This window comes from Pseudoxanthobacter sp. (assembly GCF_036822375.1).
In the GTDB taxonomy this organism is placed as follows: Bacteria; Pseudomonadota; Alphaproteobacteria; order Rhizobiales; family Segnochrobactraceae; genus Pseudoxanthobacter.
Map to the genome: position 1 here is coordinate 1 of NZ_DAISHT010000045.1, position 17,611 is coordinate 17,611.

The following is a 17,611-nucleotide window of genomic DNA, read 5'->3' on the forward strand; positions in this document are numbered from 1 at the left end:
TCACCGGCGACCTGACGCTGCACGGCGTGACCAAGCCGGTCACCCTCGACGCCACGTTCAACGGCGGCGGCGAGAACATGTTCAAGACCTACACCCTCGGCTTCAGCGCCAAGGGCGTGATCAAGCGCACCGAATTCGGCATCAAGACCTATGCCCCGGCCGTGGGCGATGACGTTTCGCTCATCATCTCGGCCGAATTCAGCAAGGTGCAGTAACCGGCTCCGCCGGCCGGCCTTCCCCGTCAGGGAAGGCCGGCCGGTTCTGCCGCGCCCCCGGAAGCGAAGAGGCTGCCATGCCCGCCACCAAGACCCGCGCGACAAAGACCCGCTACGACCGTGTCGCCATCGCCATCCACTGGCTGACGGCGCTGGCCATTCTTGCGCTGCTGGTCATGGGCTTCGTCATGACGTCGGCCCGGCCCGGATCGCCGCTGCAGTTCTCGCTGTTCCAGTGGCACAAGTCGGTCGGCATCACCGTTCTGGCGCTGACCGTGCTGCGGCTCGGCTGGCGGCTTTCGCACCGCGCCCCCGCGCTGCCCGATACCATGCCCGGGCTGGAGAAGCTGGCCGCGCATCTCGGCCATGTCGGCCTCTACGGCCTGCTGTTTGCCCTGCCGCTGTCCGGCTGGGCGGTGGTCTCCACCTCGCCGTTCAACATTCCGACCGTGCTCTACGGCCTCCTGCCGTGGCCGCATCTTGAGTTTCTGACCGCCTTTGCCCCCAAGGCCGCCATCAACCCCGTGGTGTCGGAAGCCCATGAACTGGCCGCGTGGCTGCTGATTGCTCTGCTTGTCGTTCACATTGCCGCGGCGCTGCGCCATCATTTCCTGATCCGCGACACCGTGCTGACGCGCATGCTGCCCCGCTTTGGATCGGAAACCCGATAATGAACACGTCCTTGCTCCGGCGCCCGCGCGCCCTCCGCCCGCTCATCCTCGCCACCGCGCTGGCCGGCGCGGCCGGCCTGGCCCTGCCGGCACAGGCGGCCGACTGGGTCGTCGATCCGGCTGCAAGCACCCTCGGCTTTTCCGGCGTGCAGTCGGGCGACGCCTTCAAGGGCACCTTCGGCAAGTGGACGGCCGAGATCAGCTTCGATCCGGCCGCCCCGGAGAAGGGCCACGCCAAAGTCACCATCGACGTGGCCAGCGCCAAGACCGGCGATGCCCAGAAGGATGGCGCGATGCCGGAGGCCGACTGGTTCGATGCCGCCAGCCATCCGCGCGCGGTGTTCGAGGCCCGGTCGTTCCGCGCCACCGGTGGCAATGCCTATGAGGCCGCCGGCACGCTGACCATCCGCGACACCAGCCACGACGTGACGCTGCCCGTGACCATCGCCATCGAAGGCGACAAGGCCCACGCCACCGGCAAGCTCACCCTCGTGCGCACCGATTACGGCGTCGGTCAGGGTGCATGGGCCAGCGACCAGTATGTCGGCGTCAATGTCGACGTGACGTTCGACATCACCGCCACCCGCAAGCCCTGAAGACGGGCCGGCCCGGCGCCCTCCCCCGCGCCTGCTGTCCGCCCCGTCCGCAACCCCGCCGGCGCCCGCTCCCCCGGGCCCGGCGGGCGTCGCATTTTCAGCACAGGCCGGGGCCGGTTCGGCGCCCTGAGGCCGGATCGGGCGAAAAAGCACACAAAACGAAGCTCTTAAGCGTTCTGGGTAGTAGACAAGACGGCTCAGGGTCCTAAAACTGCGCGCATCCGGCGGAGGCGGCCTGCCCGCGATCCGGCGGAATCACTCTACCGGATCATGTCTGCCATGCCGTCGGCCGGGCCCGTCCCCTGCCCGGCGCTGCGGCAGGCGATGTGCGATGCGTTTCGCGATGCGTTCAGGGCCGCACGATGAGGCAGCTGTCACCGGCCGTTGACGGCCTTTCCCTTGCCGCACCGGCAGACCCGCGCTATTTCGGCGCCCGCGTCGGGATCGCCCGCCGGCAGCCCGGCTTCGTGGAAGCGCTTCTGGCGGCAACCACCGCGGCCACCGGGCAGTTCCGCAGCCAGCGGATTCTGAACCGCTTTTCCAACGACCGCGGCCGGTTCGTGCTGCTCACCCTGCTGCTCTACCTGCATTTCGACGGCGACCCGCTCGACGCGCCGACCGGGTTCACCGTGGGACAGGTCAAGACGCTGTGTCAGGAGCAGGATATCTGCAGCTCCGGCCGCGCCACCGCGCTGCTGGCCGGCCTGCAGCTCATCGGCCTGCTGCACCGCCTGCCGGTCAGCGACCGGCGCATCACCCGCCTTGCCCCTTCCCGGCACCTGCACGATCTCTACCGTCAGCGCTGGCAGGCGATTTACGGCGCCCTCGCGCCGCTGGTGCCGTGGAGCGCTGCGGTGCAGCGGCTGCTGCCGCACGATGCCTTTCTGGGCGCCATGGCCTGCGAGATTGCCCGCCATTTTCTGGCCGGCTTCCGCGCCCTCGACGCCGCCCCGGAGCTGACCGCGCTGGCCGAGCGCGATGCCGGTCTGATCATTGCCTTTTCGCTGCTCCACGCCCGCCTCGGCGTGGACGATCCGGCCCACATGACGGTGGCGGAACTGGCGCGCCGCTTCGCGGTCTCGCGCGGGCATGTGCTGACGCTGCTGCGCACCGGCGAGGATTGCGGCCTCTTCATCCGCGACGGCGAAACCGGCCTGTTCAGCGGAACCGATGCGCTGGAAAACGCGCTGGCGAACTTCTTCGCCAACGCCTTCGTCCTGCAGGGCGAAGCGAGCCGGGCGGCGTTGATGGCTGTCGCCGGCCTGCCGGGCCTGCCGGAGCCCGGCGAGATCAGCACCCGCGGCTTTGCCTTGTGGGAAACCGCCGCGTCCTGAGCGCAGACAAGCGGCGCGCCTTCAGGCGCCGCCGCCAATCAGAATGCCCACGGCCAGCACCAGCAGGCCGCCCAGCACCACCTGCACCGTCGCCCGCCAGAACGGCGTTTCCATGTAGTGGTTCTGAATCCACACGATGGCCCACAGTTCCACGAACACCACCGCCAGAGCGATGCTCGTGGCAAGCCAGAAATGGGGAATGAGGTAGGGCAGCGCGTGGCCGAGCCCGCCCAGCGCCGTCATGACGCCGGAGGCCAGACCGCGCTTCCACGGCGCGCCGCGACCGGAGAGCTTGCCGTCGTCGTGGACCGCTTCGGTGAAGCCCATCGAGATGCCGGCACCGATCGAGGCCGACAGGCCGACGAGGAAAGTCGTCCACGGGTTCTGCGTGGCAAACGCCGTCGCGAAAATCGGCGCAAGGGTCGAGACAGAACCATCCATCAGGCCGGCCAGACCCGGCTGCACCCACGTCAGAATGAACTGCCGGCGCGCAACGTGGTCCTCCTCGCTGCGTTCGTCGGCACCGAGATAGCGGTCCGCCAGCGTGTCGGCGGTCTGCTGGTGGCCGGCTTCGGCCTCGGCCAGATCGCCCAGCAGCCGGCGGGTTTCCGCATCGCTCGTGCGGCCCGCGGCCAGATGGTAGAACTCGTTGGCCGCGCGCTCCATGTCGGCGGCCTCCTCGCGGATGCGTTCGAGGCTGAGGTTCTCCACCAGCCACACCGGCTTGCGGCTGTAAAAGTCGGCCACGTGCTCGCGCCGGATCGGCAGGATCAGGTCGCCGAAGCGGCGGCGATAGATGTCGATCAGCCGCCGGCGGTGTTCGTTCTCCTCTGCCGCCATGCCCTCAAACACCGCGGCCGTGCCCGGATATTCCGCCTTCAGCGTAGCGGCGTAGGTCTGGTAGATGCGCCCGTCCTCCTCCTCCGACGAGATGGCGAGGGCGAGAATCTCTTTCTCCGTGAGATCGGCAAAGCGGCGCTTTCCGCTAAACCAGGGACGTGCAGAACGAGACAGCATCGGACACCGCTATATTTAGAAGAATTCCAATATGCGGCGCTGCCGCCCCAAACGCAAGCGGCCCGGCGCCGCGCCGGCGGGCGGATTGTGAAACCGGGCGCGCCGACAGGTGGCCGACAGGTGGACGGTGCGAAGAGGGGGCGTCCGGCGGGCAATGCCGGCAACCGGAAAAAGGATCTCCCAAAATGCTGCGTCGCACGAGCGCTCTTTCGCTTCTGGCCCTCTCGCTGGCCGCCTTCGCCCCGGCTCTCGCCCATGCCGGCGAAGACGACATGCGCTGCACCGAGAAGCCGCGCGCCGAGTGGAAGAGCGAGACCGACATGAAGGCTCTGCTGCTGAAGGAAGGCTACAAGGACATCCGCTCCCTCGCGGTCAAAGGCACCTGCTACGAGGTCTATGCCAAGGACAAGGACGGCAAGCGCACCGAGGTCTATGTCGACCCGACCACCGGCGCTGTGGTGCACACCGGCGACGACTGATCGCCCGGCGCAAGGGCCGGGGCTCCTCCCCTCCCCGGCCCTTCCCGTCCCCCGCCGGCGGCACGCCGCCGGCCGGCCTTTCCCGTCCCGTCGCTTGCGGAAGCCTCGCCATGAACACCGCCCAGCCCGTTTCCCCCCACGGCCGCAGCGTGCGGGTGTGGGACCCGGTCGTCCGCCTCTTCCACTGGGGCGTTGTCGCCGGCTGCACGCTCAACCTCTTCATTCTGGAGGAAGGGCACACCGCACACCGCTATGTCGGCTACACCATCGGCGCCCTGCTCGCGGTGCGCATCGTCTGGGGCTTCGTCGGCACGTACTACGCCCGCTTCACCCAGTTCTTCCCCACCCCGGCGCGGCTCTTTCCCTTCATCGGACAGCTGCTGCACGGCCGCGAGCCGCGCATGCTCGGGCACAACCCGCTCGCCGCCGTCGTCATGCTGGCGCTGATGGCGCTGCTCGCCGTGACCGTCACCGCCGGCTACATGATGACCACCGACACATTCTGGGGTATCGGCTGGGTGAAGGAAGTCCACGAGATCGCTGCCAACGGCATTCTCGTGCTGGCGGGGCTTCACGCACTGGCCGCGATCGTGGAAAGCTGGCGGCTGAAGGAAAACCTGATCTGGTCGATGGTGACCGGCGACAAGCGCGCGCCGTGAGGCCCGGCCGGCCACGGAGGCGCTGCGGTGAAACTGCTCGTCGTCGAAGACAGCCGGCGCCTTGCCGAACTGCTGGCAGAGACGATCCATGCCGCCGGCTGGCGGCTGGAGGTTGCGGCCAGCGCGGCCGAAGCGCGCGACCAGATCGCCACGCAGGATCATGACCTCGTGGTGCTGGACCTCGGCCTGCCGGACGGCGACGGGCTGACGCTGCTGCGCACCATGCGCCGGGCCGGCGACCTGCGCCCGGTGCTGATCATCACCGCCGCCGGCGGCATCGAGGACCGCATTGCCGGGCTCGATGCCGGCGCCGACGACTATCTGGCCAAGCCCTTCAACCACCGTGAATTTCTGGCACGATGCCGCGCCATTGCGCGCCGGGGCGGGCCGCAGGCCGCGCCCTGGCTGGAGGCCGGCGAGCTGCGCTTCGACCCCGCGCAGGCGCAGGTTTTCTGCGGCGATGCCGCCGTGGCCCTGCCGCCGCGCGAACGCCAGCTCGCCGAAATGCTGATGCGCGATGTCGACCGCGTGGTGCTGAAGCGGCGGCTGGAAAGCGCTCTTTCCGACGGCGACGGCTTTCTGTCTCCCAACGCGCTGGAACTCGCCGTCTCGCGCCTGCGCCGGCGGCTGGAGGCGCTGCCCGGCGGCGGCGGCGTCATCATCGAGACCGTGCGCGGGCTCGGCTACATGATGCGCACCCGGAGCGGCACGGCATGAGTTCGCTGAGCCCCTCCCCTGAGCCCGGCCCCGCGGCCCGCCCCGGCCGCAGGCGCCGGCCGGCCCGGGCCCCCCATCTCGTCACCCTCGTGGCGCGGCGCATTCTGCTGTTCGCCGGCCTCGCCAGCCTGATCCAGACCGGCGTCGTGTTCGCCGATTACTGGTCCAACACCGAAGAACTCGGCCGCCTGCTGATCGAGCAGGAAACCACCCTCGTCCATCAGGCGGTCAGCGACGGTCTGGCGCAGCAGGCTGCCCTGCCCGGCGCGCGCCTTGCCGACCGCTACCGCCTCGACGAGCGCGACGGGCAGGGCGGCTACTATCTGCGCGTGCGCGACGGCACCAGAACGCTGTGGTCCAATTGCGGCCCGCTGTGCCAGACCCATTTTCTGCCTGAGGAACTGGACGCGCCGACCTTCTGGATGACCACCCTCAGCCCCGGCCGGCCGCTGTTCATTGCCGGCGGACGCACCTTCCCCGATGGCATCGTCGTGGAGATCGCCATTCTCGGCGACCCCGCCCGGCTCGTCGCCGAGGTGCTGTGGCACGAGATGTTCGACCACATGGTGGTGCCGATGGGCCTGATGCTGTTCCTCGTCATCGGCGCCACGATCCTGTCGATCCGCCGGGCACTGACCGGGGTCGGGCGCGCTGCGGCGGCGGCCGATGCCATCAATCCGGCCGCGCGCGGCGCGCGCGCGCCGCTGCCGGTGGCCGGCCTGCCGCGCGAGATCGGCCGCCTGACCGACGCCGTCAACCGCGCCTTCGACCGCATCGAGGCGCTGGTGCGGGCGCAGACGGTGCTGGCCGGAGCGGTCGCCCACGAAATCCGTACGCCGCTGGCGGTCATGCAGCTGGAACTCAGCCATATCGACGATCCGCGGGCCCGCGAGGCCGAGCGCTCGGTCGCCGCCCTCGCCCACACCGTGGCGCAGCTGACCGCGCTGGCCCGGCTCGATGCCGCCGATCCCGCCAGCCGCGGCCCGGCCGACCTTGCCGCCCTTGCCGAGGCAGGCGTGGAGGCGGTTGCGCCGCTGGTGTTTGCGGCCGGCGACACGCTGTCGTTCGAAGCCGGGCCGGCCGCCCCGGTCAGCGTGCTGCCCGGGGCGGTGGAACTGCTGGTGCGCAATCTGGTCGAAAACGCCGTCCGCCACACCGCGCGCGGCACCGCCATCCGCGTCTGCGTGGAGGCTCCGGCCCGCCTCGTGGTCGGCGACGACGGCGGCGGGATGGACCTCAGCGGCCGGACCGGCGACGGCGGTGTGGCCATCGGCACGGTGTCGCGCGCCGGCTCGCTTGGCATGGGCCTGAAGATCGTGGAGCGCATCGCGGCCCTGCACGGGGCCCGCCTCAGCCTCGCCAACGAGGCCGGCCTGACCGTCACGATCGAGTTTCCGCCGGCCGCCGCGCCGGACGGACCGGCCGTTGGGAGCTCCCAACGCGCTGGCGCGGACAGTTGATTCGTCCCCGCCTTAAGATTTCGTTAACTTTTTTGCCCTTGCACGAATCGCAGTTCTTCGTATCGTCACGGTATAAAGGCGGAAGAAATCCTTTTTCCGTGATGAGAGACCGAACCTGTGAGCCCGTCCGCCCCCGATCTGCCCCGGACCCAGCCTGCCGCGACGCCGGTCGACGAGACCATCGGCGCCCATGCCGCGCTGCTGTCCGGCCAGCTTCAGGCCATGAGCGAGGCGATGTTTCCGCCGACCTCGAAGAAGACCCTGCGCCGCTTCACCTCCGGGGAAGCCGCGCGGCTGATGGGCATTTCCGATTCCACCCTGCGCAAGATGGCGCTGGCCGGCGAGGGGCCGCAGCCCGATCAGGGCCCCGGCGGCCGCCGGCTCTACACACTGGCGCAGATCAACGAGATTCGCAGCCGTCTCGCCACCACCGCCCGCGGCCGCGATCCGCATGCCTTCCGCCCGGCGCGCGAGCCCGGCGATCACCTTCAGGTCATCGCCGTCACCAACTTCAAGGGCGGCTCGGGCAAGACCACCACGTCGGCGCATCTGGCGCAATATCTCGCCCTGCACGGTTACCGCGTGCTGGCCGTCGACCTCGATCCGCAGGCCTCGCTGTCCGCCCTGATGGGCGTGATGCCGGAAATGGAAGTCGGCAGCAACGAAACGCTCTACGCCGCCATCCGCTACGACAGCGAGAAGCGGCCGCTGCGCGATGTTATTCGTCCCACCTATTTTGACGGCCTCGATCTGGTTCCGGGCAATCTGGAACTGATGGAATTCGAGCACGTCACGCCGCAGGCGCTGATGGAGGGGGTGCGGGACGCCGACGAGATTTTCTATACCCGCATCGCCCGTGCCTTCGATGCCGTGGCCGACGACTACGACGTGATCGTGATCGACTGTCCTCCGCAGCTCGGCTATCTCACGCTCGCCGCGCTGTGCGCCGCCACCTCGATGATCATCACCGTGCATCCGCAGATGCTCGATGTCGCTTCCATGAGCCAGTTCCTGCTGATGACGCAGGATCTTCTGGCCGTGGTGCGCGAGGCCGGCGGCACGCTGCATTATGATTTCATCCGGTATCTGGTCACCCGCTACGAGCCGCAGGACGGGCCGCAGACCAAGGTCGTCGCGCTGCTGCGCAATCTGTTCGGCGATCATGTGCTGACCAATCCGATGGTGAAATCCGCCGCCGTCTCCGACGCCGGCCTCACCAAGCAGACGCTCTATGAGATCGGCCGGGAGAATCTGACCCGCTCGACCTACGACCGCGCCATGGAAGCCCTCGATGCCGTCAACGGCGAGATCGAGCAGCTGATCGGCGCGGCATGGGGGCGCAAATGAGGCCCGCCGGCGGGAGAGCCGCGCTCGCGCCGCGCGGCAGCCGTCAGGGCAGCCGCGCGTTGGGAGCTCCCAACCGCCGGCCGGGAGGTGAGGCATGAGCCGCAAGGACACGCTGAATTCGCTGTTCATGGGCCGCCGTCCGCAGCCTGCTGCCGCACCGGCCAGCGGGGCGGACCCGGCCGCGCCATCAGTGACCCCGGCCCCCGTCCACCGCGAGGGCGAGAAGGAGCGGGTGCGCACCGGCGCCATTTCCGCCATGGGCGCCTCGCTGCAGCAACTGACCGAGGGCGCGCGCACCGCCGCGCGTCTGCAGGAGCAGATCGCCAGCGGCACCGCCGTGATCGATCTCGATCCGGCCGTCATCGACGGTTCGATGGTCAAGGACCGCCTTGAAGCCGAGGTCGATCCCGGTTTTGAGGCGCTCGTTCGGTCCATCGCCGAAAGCGGCCAGCAGGTGCCGATTCTGGTGCGCCCGCATCCGGCGGCATCCGGCCGTTATCAGGCCGCCTACGGGCACCGCCGTCTGCGGGCCGCCGCCCGGCTGGGCGTGCCGGTCAAGGCTGTCGTGCGTCCGCTCAGCGATGTCGAGCTGGTCATCGCGCAGGGCAAGGAAAACCTCGACCGCGAACAGCTCTCTTTCATCGAGAAGGCGCTGTTTGCCCGCCGGCTGGAGGATCAGGGCTTCGACCGCGCCACGCTGGGCGCCGCCCTTTCCACCGACAAGGGCGACCTCAGCCGCTATATCGCGGTTGCCCGGCTCATTCCCGAGTCGGTGCTGATTGCTATCGGCCCGGCCCGCAAGGCGGGGCGCGCGCGCTGGCTGACGCTGGCCGAGCGGCTCAAGGCGCCGCGGGCGGACCGCATCATGGCCGAGCTGCTGCAGAGCCCCGGCTTTCGCGCGGCGGAAAGCGATGTCCGCTTCATGATGGTGCTTGAGGCGCTCGATCGCAAAAGCCGTCCCCGCGGCCGTGCGCGGCCGGAAGTGCGGGTCTGGAAGGCGCCGGGGGCAGGGGAGGCCGGCCGAATCGAGTTTTCCGACACGCAGACCGTCCTCACCTTTGACGACAGCCGGCTGCCTGCCTTTGGCCGTTTCGTCGCCGGCGAGCTCGATGCGCTCTATGCCCGTTTTCTGGCCGCCCGCGAGGACGACGGAGAGGCCTGAGATCCGATAATCCGAAACAGGAGATTGCCACCGCAGAACAACCGATCCCCCGGAGCCGGCAAAGAAAAAGGCTCCCGAAACGAGGTGTCCCGGAAGCCCTTCTCATACTGTGGCAGGTCTGAGAATTCCACTTCCGCGAATCGCAGTCAAGCCTTGAACGCGACGGATGACCGTTTTCGCGAGCGAAATCGCTTTGCCTGACTGAAACGCACCGGCCCGTGGCCGGCTTCGTTGAGGCAGCAGATATGGATTCTCAACTGACGGCGCCCTTTGGCGGCCGATCGCTGACTTGTGCCCAGATTCAGGCCGCGCGGCTCGCCGCCGGTCGCGATCCCGCCGTGCGTATCGACAAGTGGAAGCTGTTCGCGGCGATCCGGCAGGCGCGCGCCGGGCTCGGTCTCGGCGACCGTTCGCTGGCGGTGCTCTCCGCCCTGCTCAGCTTTTTTCCCGATGCCGAGCTTGGCGGCGACAACCTGATCGTCTTTCCCTCCAATGCCGTCCTGATGCAGCGGGCCAACGGCATGGCGCCGGCCACTCTGCGGCGGCACCTCGCCGCGCTGACCGAAAGCGGCCTGATCGTGCGGCGCGACAGCCCCAACGGCAAACGCTATGCCCGGCAGGACAGCACCGGCCGCATCGCCACCGCCTTCGGGTTCGACCTGTCGCCGCTGGTGGTGCGCGCGGAAGCGCTGTTTTCGGCTGCCGAAGCAGCCCGCGCTGCGGAGCGCCGCCTGCGCCGGCTCCGGGAGGAGATCAGCCTGCTGCGCCGCGAGATCGCCAAGCTGCTGGCCTTCGCCGCCGCAACCGCACCGGCTGACGACAGCCACGCGGTGCTCACCGCCCGCCTTGAAGCCCTCTCAGCCCCCCCACAACGCCTGCGCAGCCTGCCTCAGGCAGAGGCGCTCGCCCGCGATCTGCGCGCGGTGCATAACGATGTCGATAAGTCTCTGAGAACGATTGTTTATTCCACTGATATGAGCGCCAGTGCCCTTCAGACTGAGCGCCACATACAGGATTCAGAATCCCAATTTCTGTCTGAATCTGAAAGCCGGCAGACGGCCGATGAACCGGACAACTGCGAACAAGACACGCACAACACGGCAGACACACGACCAGCGCTTCGCCGTTCAGCTCCGGCTATTGAACTGGTAATCAGGGCCTGCCCGGAAACCGACCTGCTGTCCGTTGCACCCTTGCGAAGCCATGAGGATCTGATCCGTACCGCGCAACAACTCTGCCCGCTGCTCGATATCTCGCCCAGCGCCTGGCAGAACGCCCGGGCGACGATGGGGGCTGCCGAAGCCGCGATTACGGTGGCCGGTATCCTGCAGCGCGCCAGCGAAATCCGCTCTCCCGGCGGCTATCTGCGTGCGCTGACCAGACGGGCGGCGGCCGGCCGCTACAGCACGGCACCGATGCTGAATGCCCTGCTGTCGCGCCAGCAAGCGGCCGGAGCCGCACGGACCATGCGCCGCTGAGCGGTTCACACCGCTGTGCCGACCAGATGGCCGGCAAGGCCGGTCAGAGCCATCGCTGCAGCACCCCAGAACACAATCCGCGCCGTGGGCCGCACAACCCCGGTGCCGCCGGCCCGCGCCGACAGCACGCCGGTGATGGCAAGAACGAGCAGCGAGACCAGACCGATGGCCGGGGCAAGCAGAGCCGCGGGGGCGACGAGTGCCGTCAGCAGCGGGGCCGCGGCGCCGACGGAGAAGGTCGCCGCCGAAGCCAGTGCGGCCTGCAGGGGGCGTGCGGCCGCGGTGTCGGTGATGCCGAGTTCGTCGCGGGCATGGGCGCCGAGGGCATCGTGGGCCATCAGTTCTTCGGCCACCTGCCGGGCGAGTGCCGGGGAAAGACCGCGCTGCTGATAGATGGCCGCCAGTTCCGCGACCTCAAAGGCCGGGTTGCCGTCAAGCTCGGCGCGTTCGCGGGCGAGATCGGCGGCCTCGGTATCGGCCTGCGCACTGACGGAAACATATTCGCCGGCAGCCATCGACATGGCACCGGCGATGATGCCGGCCAGACCGGCCACCAGAACGTCCGCGGTGGCCGGCGTTGCGGCGGCCACGCCCACCATCAGGCTGCCGGTGGAGATGATGCCGTCGTTAGCGCCGAGCACGGCGGCCCGCAGCCAGCCGATGCGGGAAACGACATGGCCTTCGGCATGAGAACGGGCGGTCGACATCGGCAGGCTCCGGAAGCGGGCAGGGAAGGGGAGGGGAGGCTTTGACGACAGCCTCCGCCGCGGCGATGACGATTTGACGACCGCTGCCGCGCCGGATGGCCGGTGCACACAAGAAAAAGGCCCGGCACAGGACTGCGCCGGGCCGTGTTTCGGGTCTGCCCGCAGGGGCGGTGCGGGCCAGACCTTCAGGGGCGAAGCCCGGTCAGCGGCGTTTCCATTGCCGCCGAACGCGCGTCGCGCTTGTCCATCGCCCAGTAATAGCCGAGCTTCACCCAGTCCATCACCAGCGTCCAGGCGAGGCAGTAGACATAGACGAGACCGATGAGGAACCACGGCAGCGCCGGCATCAGCAGGCCGAAGGCGCACAGCAGCACGGCAAACACCTGCGTGCCCATGATGGCGGCAAACACCTGCCAGCTCGGATAGGGCGGACGGAACAGCGAGCCCTGAACACGCGAGACGAAAAACAGCAGATGCCCGCCGGCCGTGAGCTGCAGGAACAGCATGGTCTGGATGTGCGGATAATCCATCGGCAGGAAGGCCATCCACGCCGGATGATGCATCCAGTACATGCCGATGGCGACGATGCCGAAACTCTGCACCAGAGCCATGATGCCCATGACGGAGGAGAAGTTGATCATGCGGTGCATGTTCCAGCGCACCGGCTTGTTCTGCACCTTCACGTTATCGTAGGCGATGGTCATGATCGGAATATCGTCAAGCAATGCCTGAAACACGATCATGATCGCCGTCAGCGGCATGAAATTATAGACCAGATAGACCAGCACCACGACCAGCATGATGTTCACGGTCATCGCGATGCGATAATAGATATAGCTTGCGATGCGCTCGAAGATCGCACGCGCTTCCATGATGGCGTTGATGATGGTGGAAAGCCCCGGCGCGGTCAGGATCAGGGCGGCGGCCGAGCGGGCGGCGTCTGTCGCCCCGCTCACCGCCACGCCGCAATCGGCCTGCTTCAGAGCGGGGGCATCGTTCACGCCGTCGCCGGTCATGGCCACGATGTGGCCGCGCTCCTGAAGCGCCTTGACGATCTCGAACTTGTGCTCGGGGAACACGCGGCCGAAGCCGTCGGCGCGCTCCACGGCGCGCGCGGCGTCGATGGCGATATGTTCGGGGCTGGAATCGGCGCCGAACACATCGCTGGCAACCAGCAGGCGGTCGCCAAGGCCGAGCTGGCGGGAGATCTCCGATCCGATGGCGACATCGTCACCGGTCACCATCTTCACGTCGACGCCGAGTTCCTTGGCCCGGGCGATGGTGTCGCGGGCATCGGGGCGCGGCGGATCGAGCATCGGCAGCAGGCCGAGCAGCGTCCATGTCTTTTCGCCGTCGTCGGACCGGGCGATACCGAGGGCGCGGGTGCCGCGGCCGGCAAGATCGGAGACCGTGCCGAAATAGGTTTTGGCAGCCTCCCCGTCGCTGACCCCGGCCAGCGCGGCGATCACCTGCGGTGCGCCCTTAGCATAGGCGATGCGCTTGCCGTCCGCTCCTTCCACCACGCCGATCGTCTTCTTGTTGACCGGATCGAAGGGGGTGAAATCCACCGGCTTCAGGGCTTCCAGCGCGGCGCGGTCGGTTACTGCCGACAGCACGGCCACGTCGATGGCATCGTCGCTCTGGCGCTGGGTGGCGCAGGCCGCACCGAGAATGATGGCCTGCGGGGTTGCGGGGCCAAACGGAATCGGCGTCTGCAGCGTCAGCTTGTTCTGGGTCAGCGTGCCGGTCTTGTCGGAGCACAGCACGTCGACGCCGGCCAGTTCCTCAATCGCCGACAGCCGCGAGACGATGGCCTTGTGTTTGGAGAGCGCCAGCGCGCCGAGCGCCATGGTGACGGACATCACCGCCGGCGTTGCCACCGGCACGGAGGCCACCAGCAGGACCAGCACGATCTGCACGATCTGGCCCAGATCCGACCACTGCCAGCCTTCCGGCGACACGATGAAGCGGTGCACCTGCGCGTAAACGAGGATCAGCGCCAGAACGACCGACAGGGCGATCAGGAAATCGCCCATCTGCAGCACCGCCTTTTCGGCGTGCGACTTCGTGCCCGCGGCGGCCACCAGCTTGGCGGTGCGGCCGAAGAAGGTGGCGTTGCCGGTGGCGGTGACCAGCGCCACCATGGAGCCCTGCCGCACGATGGAGCCGGAATAGGCGCTGTCGCCGACATCCTTGGAGACGGGCAGGGATTCACCCGTCAGCGCCGCCTGATCGACGGACAGATATTTGCCGTCCGTCAGCACCAGATCGGCGGGAAGGGTCTCGCCGCCGGCCACCGAAATCACGTCGCCGGGCACCAGCGTCACGGCATCGACCGTCACCCATGCACCGTCGCGGCGCACCTTGGCCTTGAGGGCCAGGCTCTGCTTCAGCGCGGCCAGCGCGCTCGCCGCCTTGCTGTCCTGCCAGAAGCCGATGACGGCATTATAGATCAGCAGGCCCATCACCACCGAGAAGTCGGGCCAGTCGAGCCGCAGCAGCGACAGCAGGGCGGCCGCTTCGATCATCCATGGAATGGGGCCCCAGAAATAGCCGACCAGTTTGTGCCAGCGGCTTTCCTCCCGCGCCTCGATGGCGTTCGGGCCGTATTTTTCCAGCCGGGTGGCGGCCTCCGCGGCCGTCAGGCCCTGCGGCGTGCTGCCCGCCTGCCGGAAAGCCGCCTCGATGCCGGCGGCATCGAGGCGCACGGGCCGGCCGTCGCTGGCCGTTGAAGCGGGCGGCGGGGCCTGCGGTGCCCCCGCGGCGATGCTGACTGCCATGGATATCCCCTTTTTCCTCCGCAGCCGCGGCTGCGCCGTCGTCAGGTCGCGCCGCCGGCTTCCGGCCCGGCGGCGAAGAAGGCCGTTGCCGGCCTCCGCCCCCGGAGGCTGGCAACGCGCCGTAACGAGGCCTTATTGCGCCGGGGCCTCGCTGTCCGTTACCGGGCCGGCATCTTCAGCCGGCGCGCGGGCGGGCTTTGCCCGGGCCGGGCGGCGGCGGGCCGGCGCGGGGCTGCTGTCGGCGGCCTGCGCGGCGCCGGCCTGCAGAATGGCGCGCAGGGTGGCGATGCCTGCGGCCTCTGCGGCGCTGATGCGGCCGGGCGCGGCGGCAACGGCCTCCACCTGCTGCAGCAGCAGGGCCTGCCGGCCGGCCTCCGGCACCAGAGCCGGCAGCGCGGCAAGGGCCTCGGCGCGGGCGAGGGTGAGCATGGAAAACTGCTCGCGCACCAGTGCTTTGAACGGCTCGATATCGAGATGCAGCAACGACTTGCGCACGGCGTTCAGCGCCTCTGCGCTGCGCTCGTCAAGCCGCCGGTCGGCCGAGATCACCGCCAGAACGGCGCGCACGAGTGCGGCATCGAAGCCGCCGGCGCCGATGGCGGCGAGCAGCGCTTCGCGCCGCGCCCGGCGGCGGTCGAGTTCGTCCGGCGTCACGCCCGGCAGTTCGCGCACCGGCTGGTTGTTGTTGAGGCCGACCAGCCCCTGCAGCAGCGGATTGCCGTAGATGGCGAAGAACAGCTTTTCGACCGTGCTGTCGCGCATCTCGCGCCAGCTGTCGAGCGCGCGGGAGATCTGCTGCCCCGCTTCGGCTTCTGCCTTGCGGAAGGGGTTTTCGTCGTCGGCCGCGTGGCGTTTTTCCTGCGTTTCGGCCGCCAGCGGGCCGATCGGCTTCATCAGCGGATTGGAATCGGCAAAGGCGCTGTAGCTGAGGCGCAGCGGATTGAGGGCGCGCGCCGCATCGGCCATCGGCTGGCTCACCGCCGCGCGCACCCACGGCTGGGCAAAGGTGCGATAGCTCGACAGCAGCAGTTCCGAAACCCGTGCCGCGGTGGCAAAGGCGCGGTCGTCGTCTTCGCTGTTGCGGCCGAGGGCGCGCAGATCGTCGAAGGTGCGGCTTTCGAAATGGCTGATCCAGCGTCCGGAGCCGTAAAGGCCGCGCGGGGCGCCCTCGGCAGCGGGCTCGATGACGAGTTCGTAGAGGCCGGGGGGCATGCAGTCGATCACGTCCATCAGCCGCACCATTTCCTCGTCTTCCTTGGCGCCGACCTTGGAGGAAACGAAAATGGCCAGATGCCCGACGGTCTGGTTGAGGCAGTAGACGATGGTGCGCCCGGCCTCGCGCAGTTCCTCCACATCGCGGTAGAGATCGAGAATCCAGCCCAGCGTCTGTTGCGGCGGGCTGATATTGTCGCCCATCGAGGTGAAGACGATGATCGGCGAGGTGATGGTCCGCAGATCGAAGATGGTGCCGTCGCCGGCCTTGATCTGGTTGCGGGTGAGCTTGTCGCCGATGAACATTTCGTTGACGAGAAACTGGATTTCCTCGCCGTTCAGCTCGATGAAATCGCCCCACCACTTCTCGAAGGAGAGATAGCGCGCGGCCTCTGTATCAACGGCGGAATAGACGGAATATTGCTTGTCCCACAGCCAGTTGGCCGGGTTGAGATTGTCGAAGTTGAGGATCAGCCAGGTGCCGTCGAACTTGCCGCGGCCGAGATCGCAGGTCAGCGCCGTCAGCCAGCTGCCGCCCAGCAGGCCCCCGGCATAGCGCATCGGGTTCTTGCCGTGCACGCCCTGCCAGTACGAGATCGGCGAGCCGGCCACCATGCACGGGCCGAACAGATCCGGCCGCAGCATCGCCACCATCAGCGTCTGATAGCCGGCCTGACAGTTGCCGATGGCGAACGGGCGCGGTGCATCGGGATGCAGCGCCACGATATGCTCGAAGAACGTGACCTGACCTTCCACGACATCGAGGAAGGTCTGTCCGGGCACCGGCTCGGCGGAGAAATTGATGAAATAGACCGGATGCCCGGTGTGCAGCGCATCGCCGATTTCGCTTTCGGTCTTGAAACCGCCGATGCCGGGGCCCTGTCCGGCACGCGGATCGACCACCACCACCGGCCGTTTCGTCTCGTCGATGACGATGCCTTCCGGCGGCAGGATGCGGGACAGCGAATAGTTGATCGGCCGCCGCAGGGTGCGGCCGCTGAGGATCTCGGCATGGTCGAAGGTCAGCACCGTCGCCGACGGACGGGCGGTGATGGCCTCCTGTTCGTTGCCGCGGCGGCGCAGCACGTCCAGATAGAGCACGCTGCGCTCGGCCGTGTCGGTGACATAGGCGGACAGCGGATTGTCGGCGAGCGGCAGCGCCGGCGCGCCGCCGGAGAGCCAGGGTGCGCGCAGGCCGGGCATCGCGGCCGCCTTGTCGTGCAGCCACCGGGTCCAGAAATCCGCCGGCCCGAGGCCGGCGGCGGCAAAGGCGCCGGCGGGCGGCGCGGCCGGCCGGCCGGCGGTGTCACCGGCACCCTGCGGGGCCAGCGCCGCCAGAAACGGATTGAAGGCCCCGGCGGCGTCGCTCCACGCCTTCAGCGTTCCGGCGGGGAAGGGGCAGGCCGCCGCCGCGCCGGGAAGCGACCCGAAAAGACGGCTGAGATCGGGAAACGGGCACAGCCCGGTTGCGACCGGTTTCGTTTCATCCGGATTGGAGGCACCGCTGGCATTCGTCATGCGAATTCGTCCCGACAAGGGCCGGCCGCGGGCCGGCAGATGAGCGAAAGGGCCGGGCGGCATCTCCCCGGCATGCGCGCGCACCGGGCGCCCCTCTGCCCGGCCGCGCATGGCCCAAGTTTGCACGCTGAAGTCTATACCGGTCGAGACCTGCCAAAGACTGACAGGGATCAAATCGGCGGCGACTTTTCGTCATCCCGCGGGCGCTGTCTTCCGCTGAAACGGGCGGCTGTGACTGTGTCATGCCGGTCGGACCGGG

Annotated in this window: 15 protein-coding genes; 11 read left to right on the plus strand and 4 right to left on the minus strand. The window is 68.5% G+C overall.

Annotated elements, in window-relative coordinates:
* The 4 genes from V7067_RS06680 to V7067_RS06695 form a co-directional block, all read left to right on the plus strand.
* A partial coding sequence (locus V7067_RS06680; protein WP_334175108.1) for a YceI family protein occupies positions 1-215 on the plus strand: 215 nt, incomplete at its 5' end.
* 77 nt (positions 216-292) lie between these two features.
* The gene (locus V7067_RS06685; RefSeq protein ID WP_334175109.1) at positions 293-886 is read left to right on the plus strand and encodes a cytochrome b; all 594 of its coding nucleotides are present in this window, start codon (positions 293-295) and stop codon (positions 884-886) included.
* Positions 886-1,482, plus strand: coding sequence for a YceI family protein (locus V7067_RS06690; RefSeq protein ID WP_334175110.1), 597 nt, complete (start codon positions 886-888; stop codon positions 1,480-1,482). Before V7067_RS06685 ends, V7067_RS06690 begins: the two co-directional genes overlap by 1 nt.
* A gap of 362 nt (positions 1,483-1,844) precedes the next feature.
* Complete coding sequence (locus tag V7067_RS06695; protein WP_334175111.1) at positions 1,845-2,816, plus strand: hypothetical protein; 972 nt, start codon at positions 1,845-1,847, stop codon at positions 2,814-2,816.
* Between the two features lie 21 nt (positions 2,817-2,837).
* Here the strand turns inward: V7067_RS06695 and mbfA are convergent, their stop codons facing one another.
* Positions 2,838-3,833, minus strand: a complete 996-nt coding sequence (gene mbfA / locus V7067_RS06700; RefSeq protein WP_334175112.1) for an iron exporter MbfA — start codon at positions 3,831-3,833, stop codon at positions 2,838-2,840.
* Between the two features lie 185 nt (positions 3,834-4,018).
* Between mbfA and V7067_RS06705 the strand changes: the two genes are divergently transcribed.
* The 7 genes from V7067_RS06705 (at position 4,019) to repC (ending at position 11,135) form a co-directional block, all read left to right on the plus strand.
* Positions 4,019-4,312, plus strand: a complete 294-nt coding sequence (locus V7067_RS06705; RefSeq protein ID WP_334175113.1) for a PepSY domain-containing protein — start codon at positions 4,019-4,021, stop codon at positions 4,310-4,312.
* A gap of 110 nt (positions 4,313-4,422) precedes the next feature.
* Entirely contained in the window at positions 4,423-4,971 is a 549-nt protein-coding gene (locus V7067_RS06710; RefSeq protein WP_334175114.1) for a cytochrome b/b6 domain-containing protein, read from the plus strand.
* 27 nt (positions 4,972-4,998) lie between these two features.
* Positions 4,999-5,688 (plus strand): response regulator transcription factor, encoded by a 690-nt coding sequence (locus tag V7067_RS06715; RefSeq protein ID WP_334175115.1) that lies wholly within the window; start codon positions 4,999-5,001, stop codon positions 5,686-5,688.
* Positions 5,685-7,148: a HAMP domain-containing sensor histidine kinase gene (locus V7067_RS06720; RefSeq protein WP_334175116.1), complete on the plus strand. Its 1,464-nt coding sequence runs from the start codon at positions 5,685-5,687 to the stop codon at positions 7,146-7,148. The genes V7067_RS06715 and V7067_RS06720 overlap by 4 nt, the downstream gene beginning before the upstream one ends.
* Positions 7,149-7,265: 117 nt before the next feature.
* Entirely contained in the window at positions 7,266-8,495 is a 1,230-nt protein-coding gene (repA, locus tag V7067_RS06725) for a plasmid partitioning protein RepA (RefSeq protein WP_334175117.1), read from the plus strand.
* 94 nt (positions 8,496-8,589) lie between these two features.
* Positions 8,590-9,657 (plus strand): plasmid partitioning protein RepB, encoded by a 1,068-nt coding sequence (repB, locus tag V7067_RS06730; RefSeq protein WP_334175118.1) that lies wholly within the window; start codon positions 8,590-8,592, stop codon positions 9,655-9,657.
* A gap of 245 nt (positions 9,658-9,902) precedes the next feature.
* Positions 9,903-11,135 carry a plasmid replication protein RepC gene (repC, locus tag V7067_RS06735; RefSeq protein WP_334175119.1) on the plus strand — a complete coding sequence of 411 codons (1,233 nt, stop codon included), beginning with the start codon at positions 9,903-9,905 and terminating at the stop codon, positions 11,133-11,135.
* Positions 11,136-11,140: 5 nt separating this feature from the next.
* Here repC and V7067_RS06740 read toward each other — a convergent pair whose 3' ends face one another.
* The 3 genes from V7067_RS06740 to V7067_RS06750 form a co-directional block, all read right to left on the minus strand.
* Positions 11,141-11,842, minus strand: a complete 702-nt coding sequence (locus tag V7067_RS06740) for a VIT family protein (protein ID WP_334175120.1) — start codon at positions 11,840-11,842, stop codon at positions 11,141-11,143.
* Positions 11,843-12,027: 185 nt separating this feature from the next.
* Complete coding sequence (locus V7067_RS06745) at positions 12,028-14,622, minus strand: plasma-membrane proton-efflux P-type ATPase (RefSeq protein WP_334175121.1); 2,595 nt, start codon at positions 14,620-14,622, stop codon at positions 12,028-12,030.
* 132 nt (positions 14,623-14,754) lie between these two features.
* Complete coding sequence (locus tag V7067_RS06750; RefSeq protein ID WP_334175122.1) at positions 14,755-17,352, minus strand: DUF3141 domain-containing protein; 2,598 nt, start codon at positions 17,350-17,352, stop codon at positions 14,755-14,757.
* Positions 17,353-17,611: the final 259 nt, after the last annotated feature.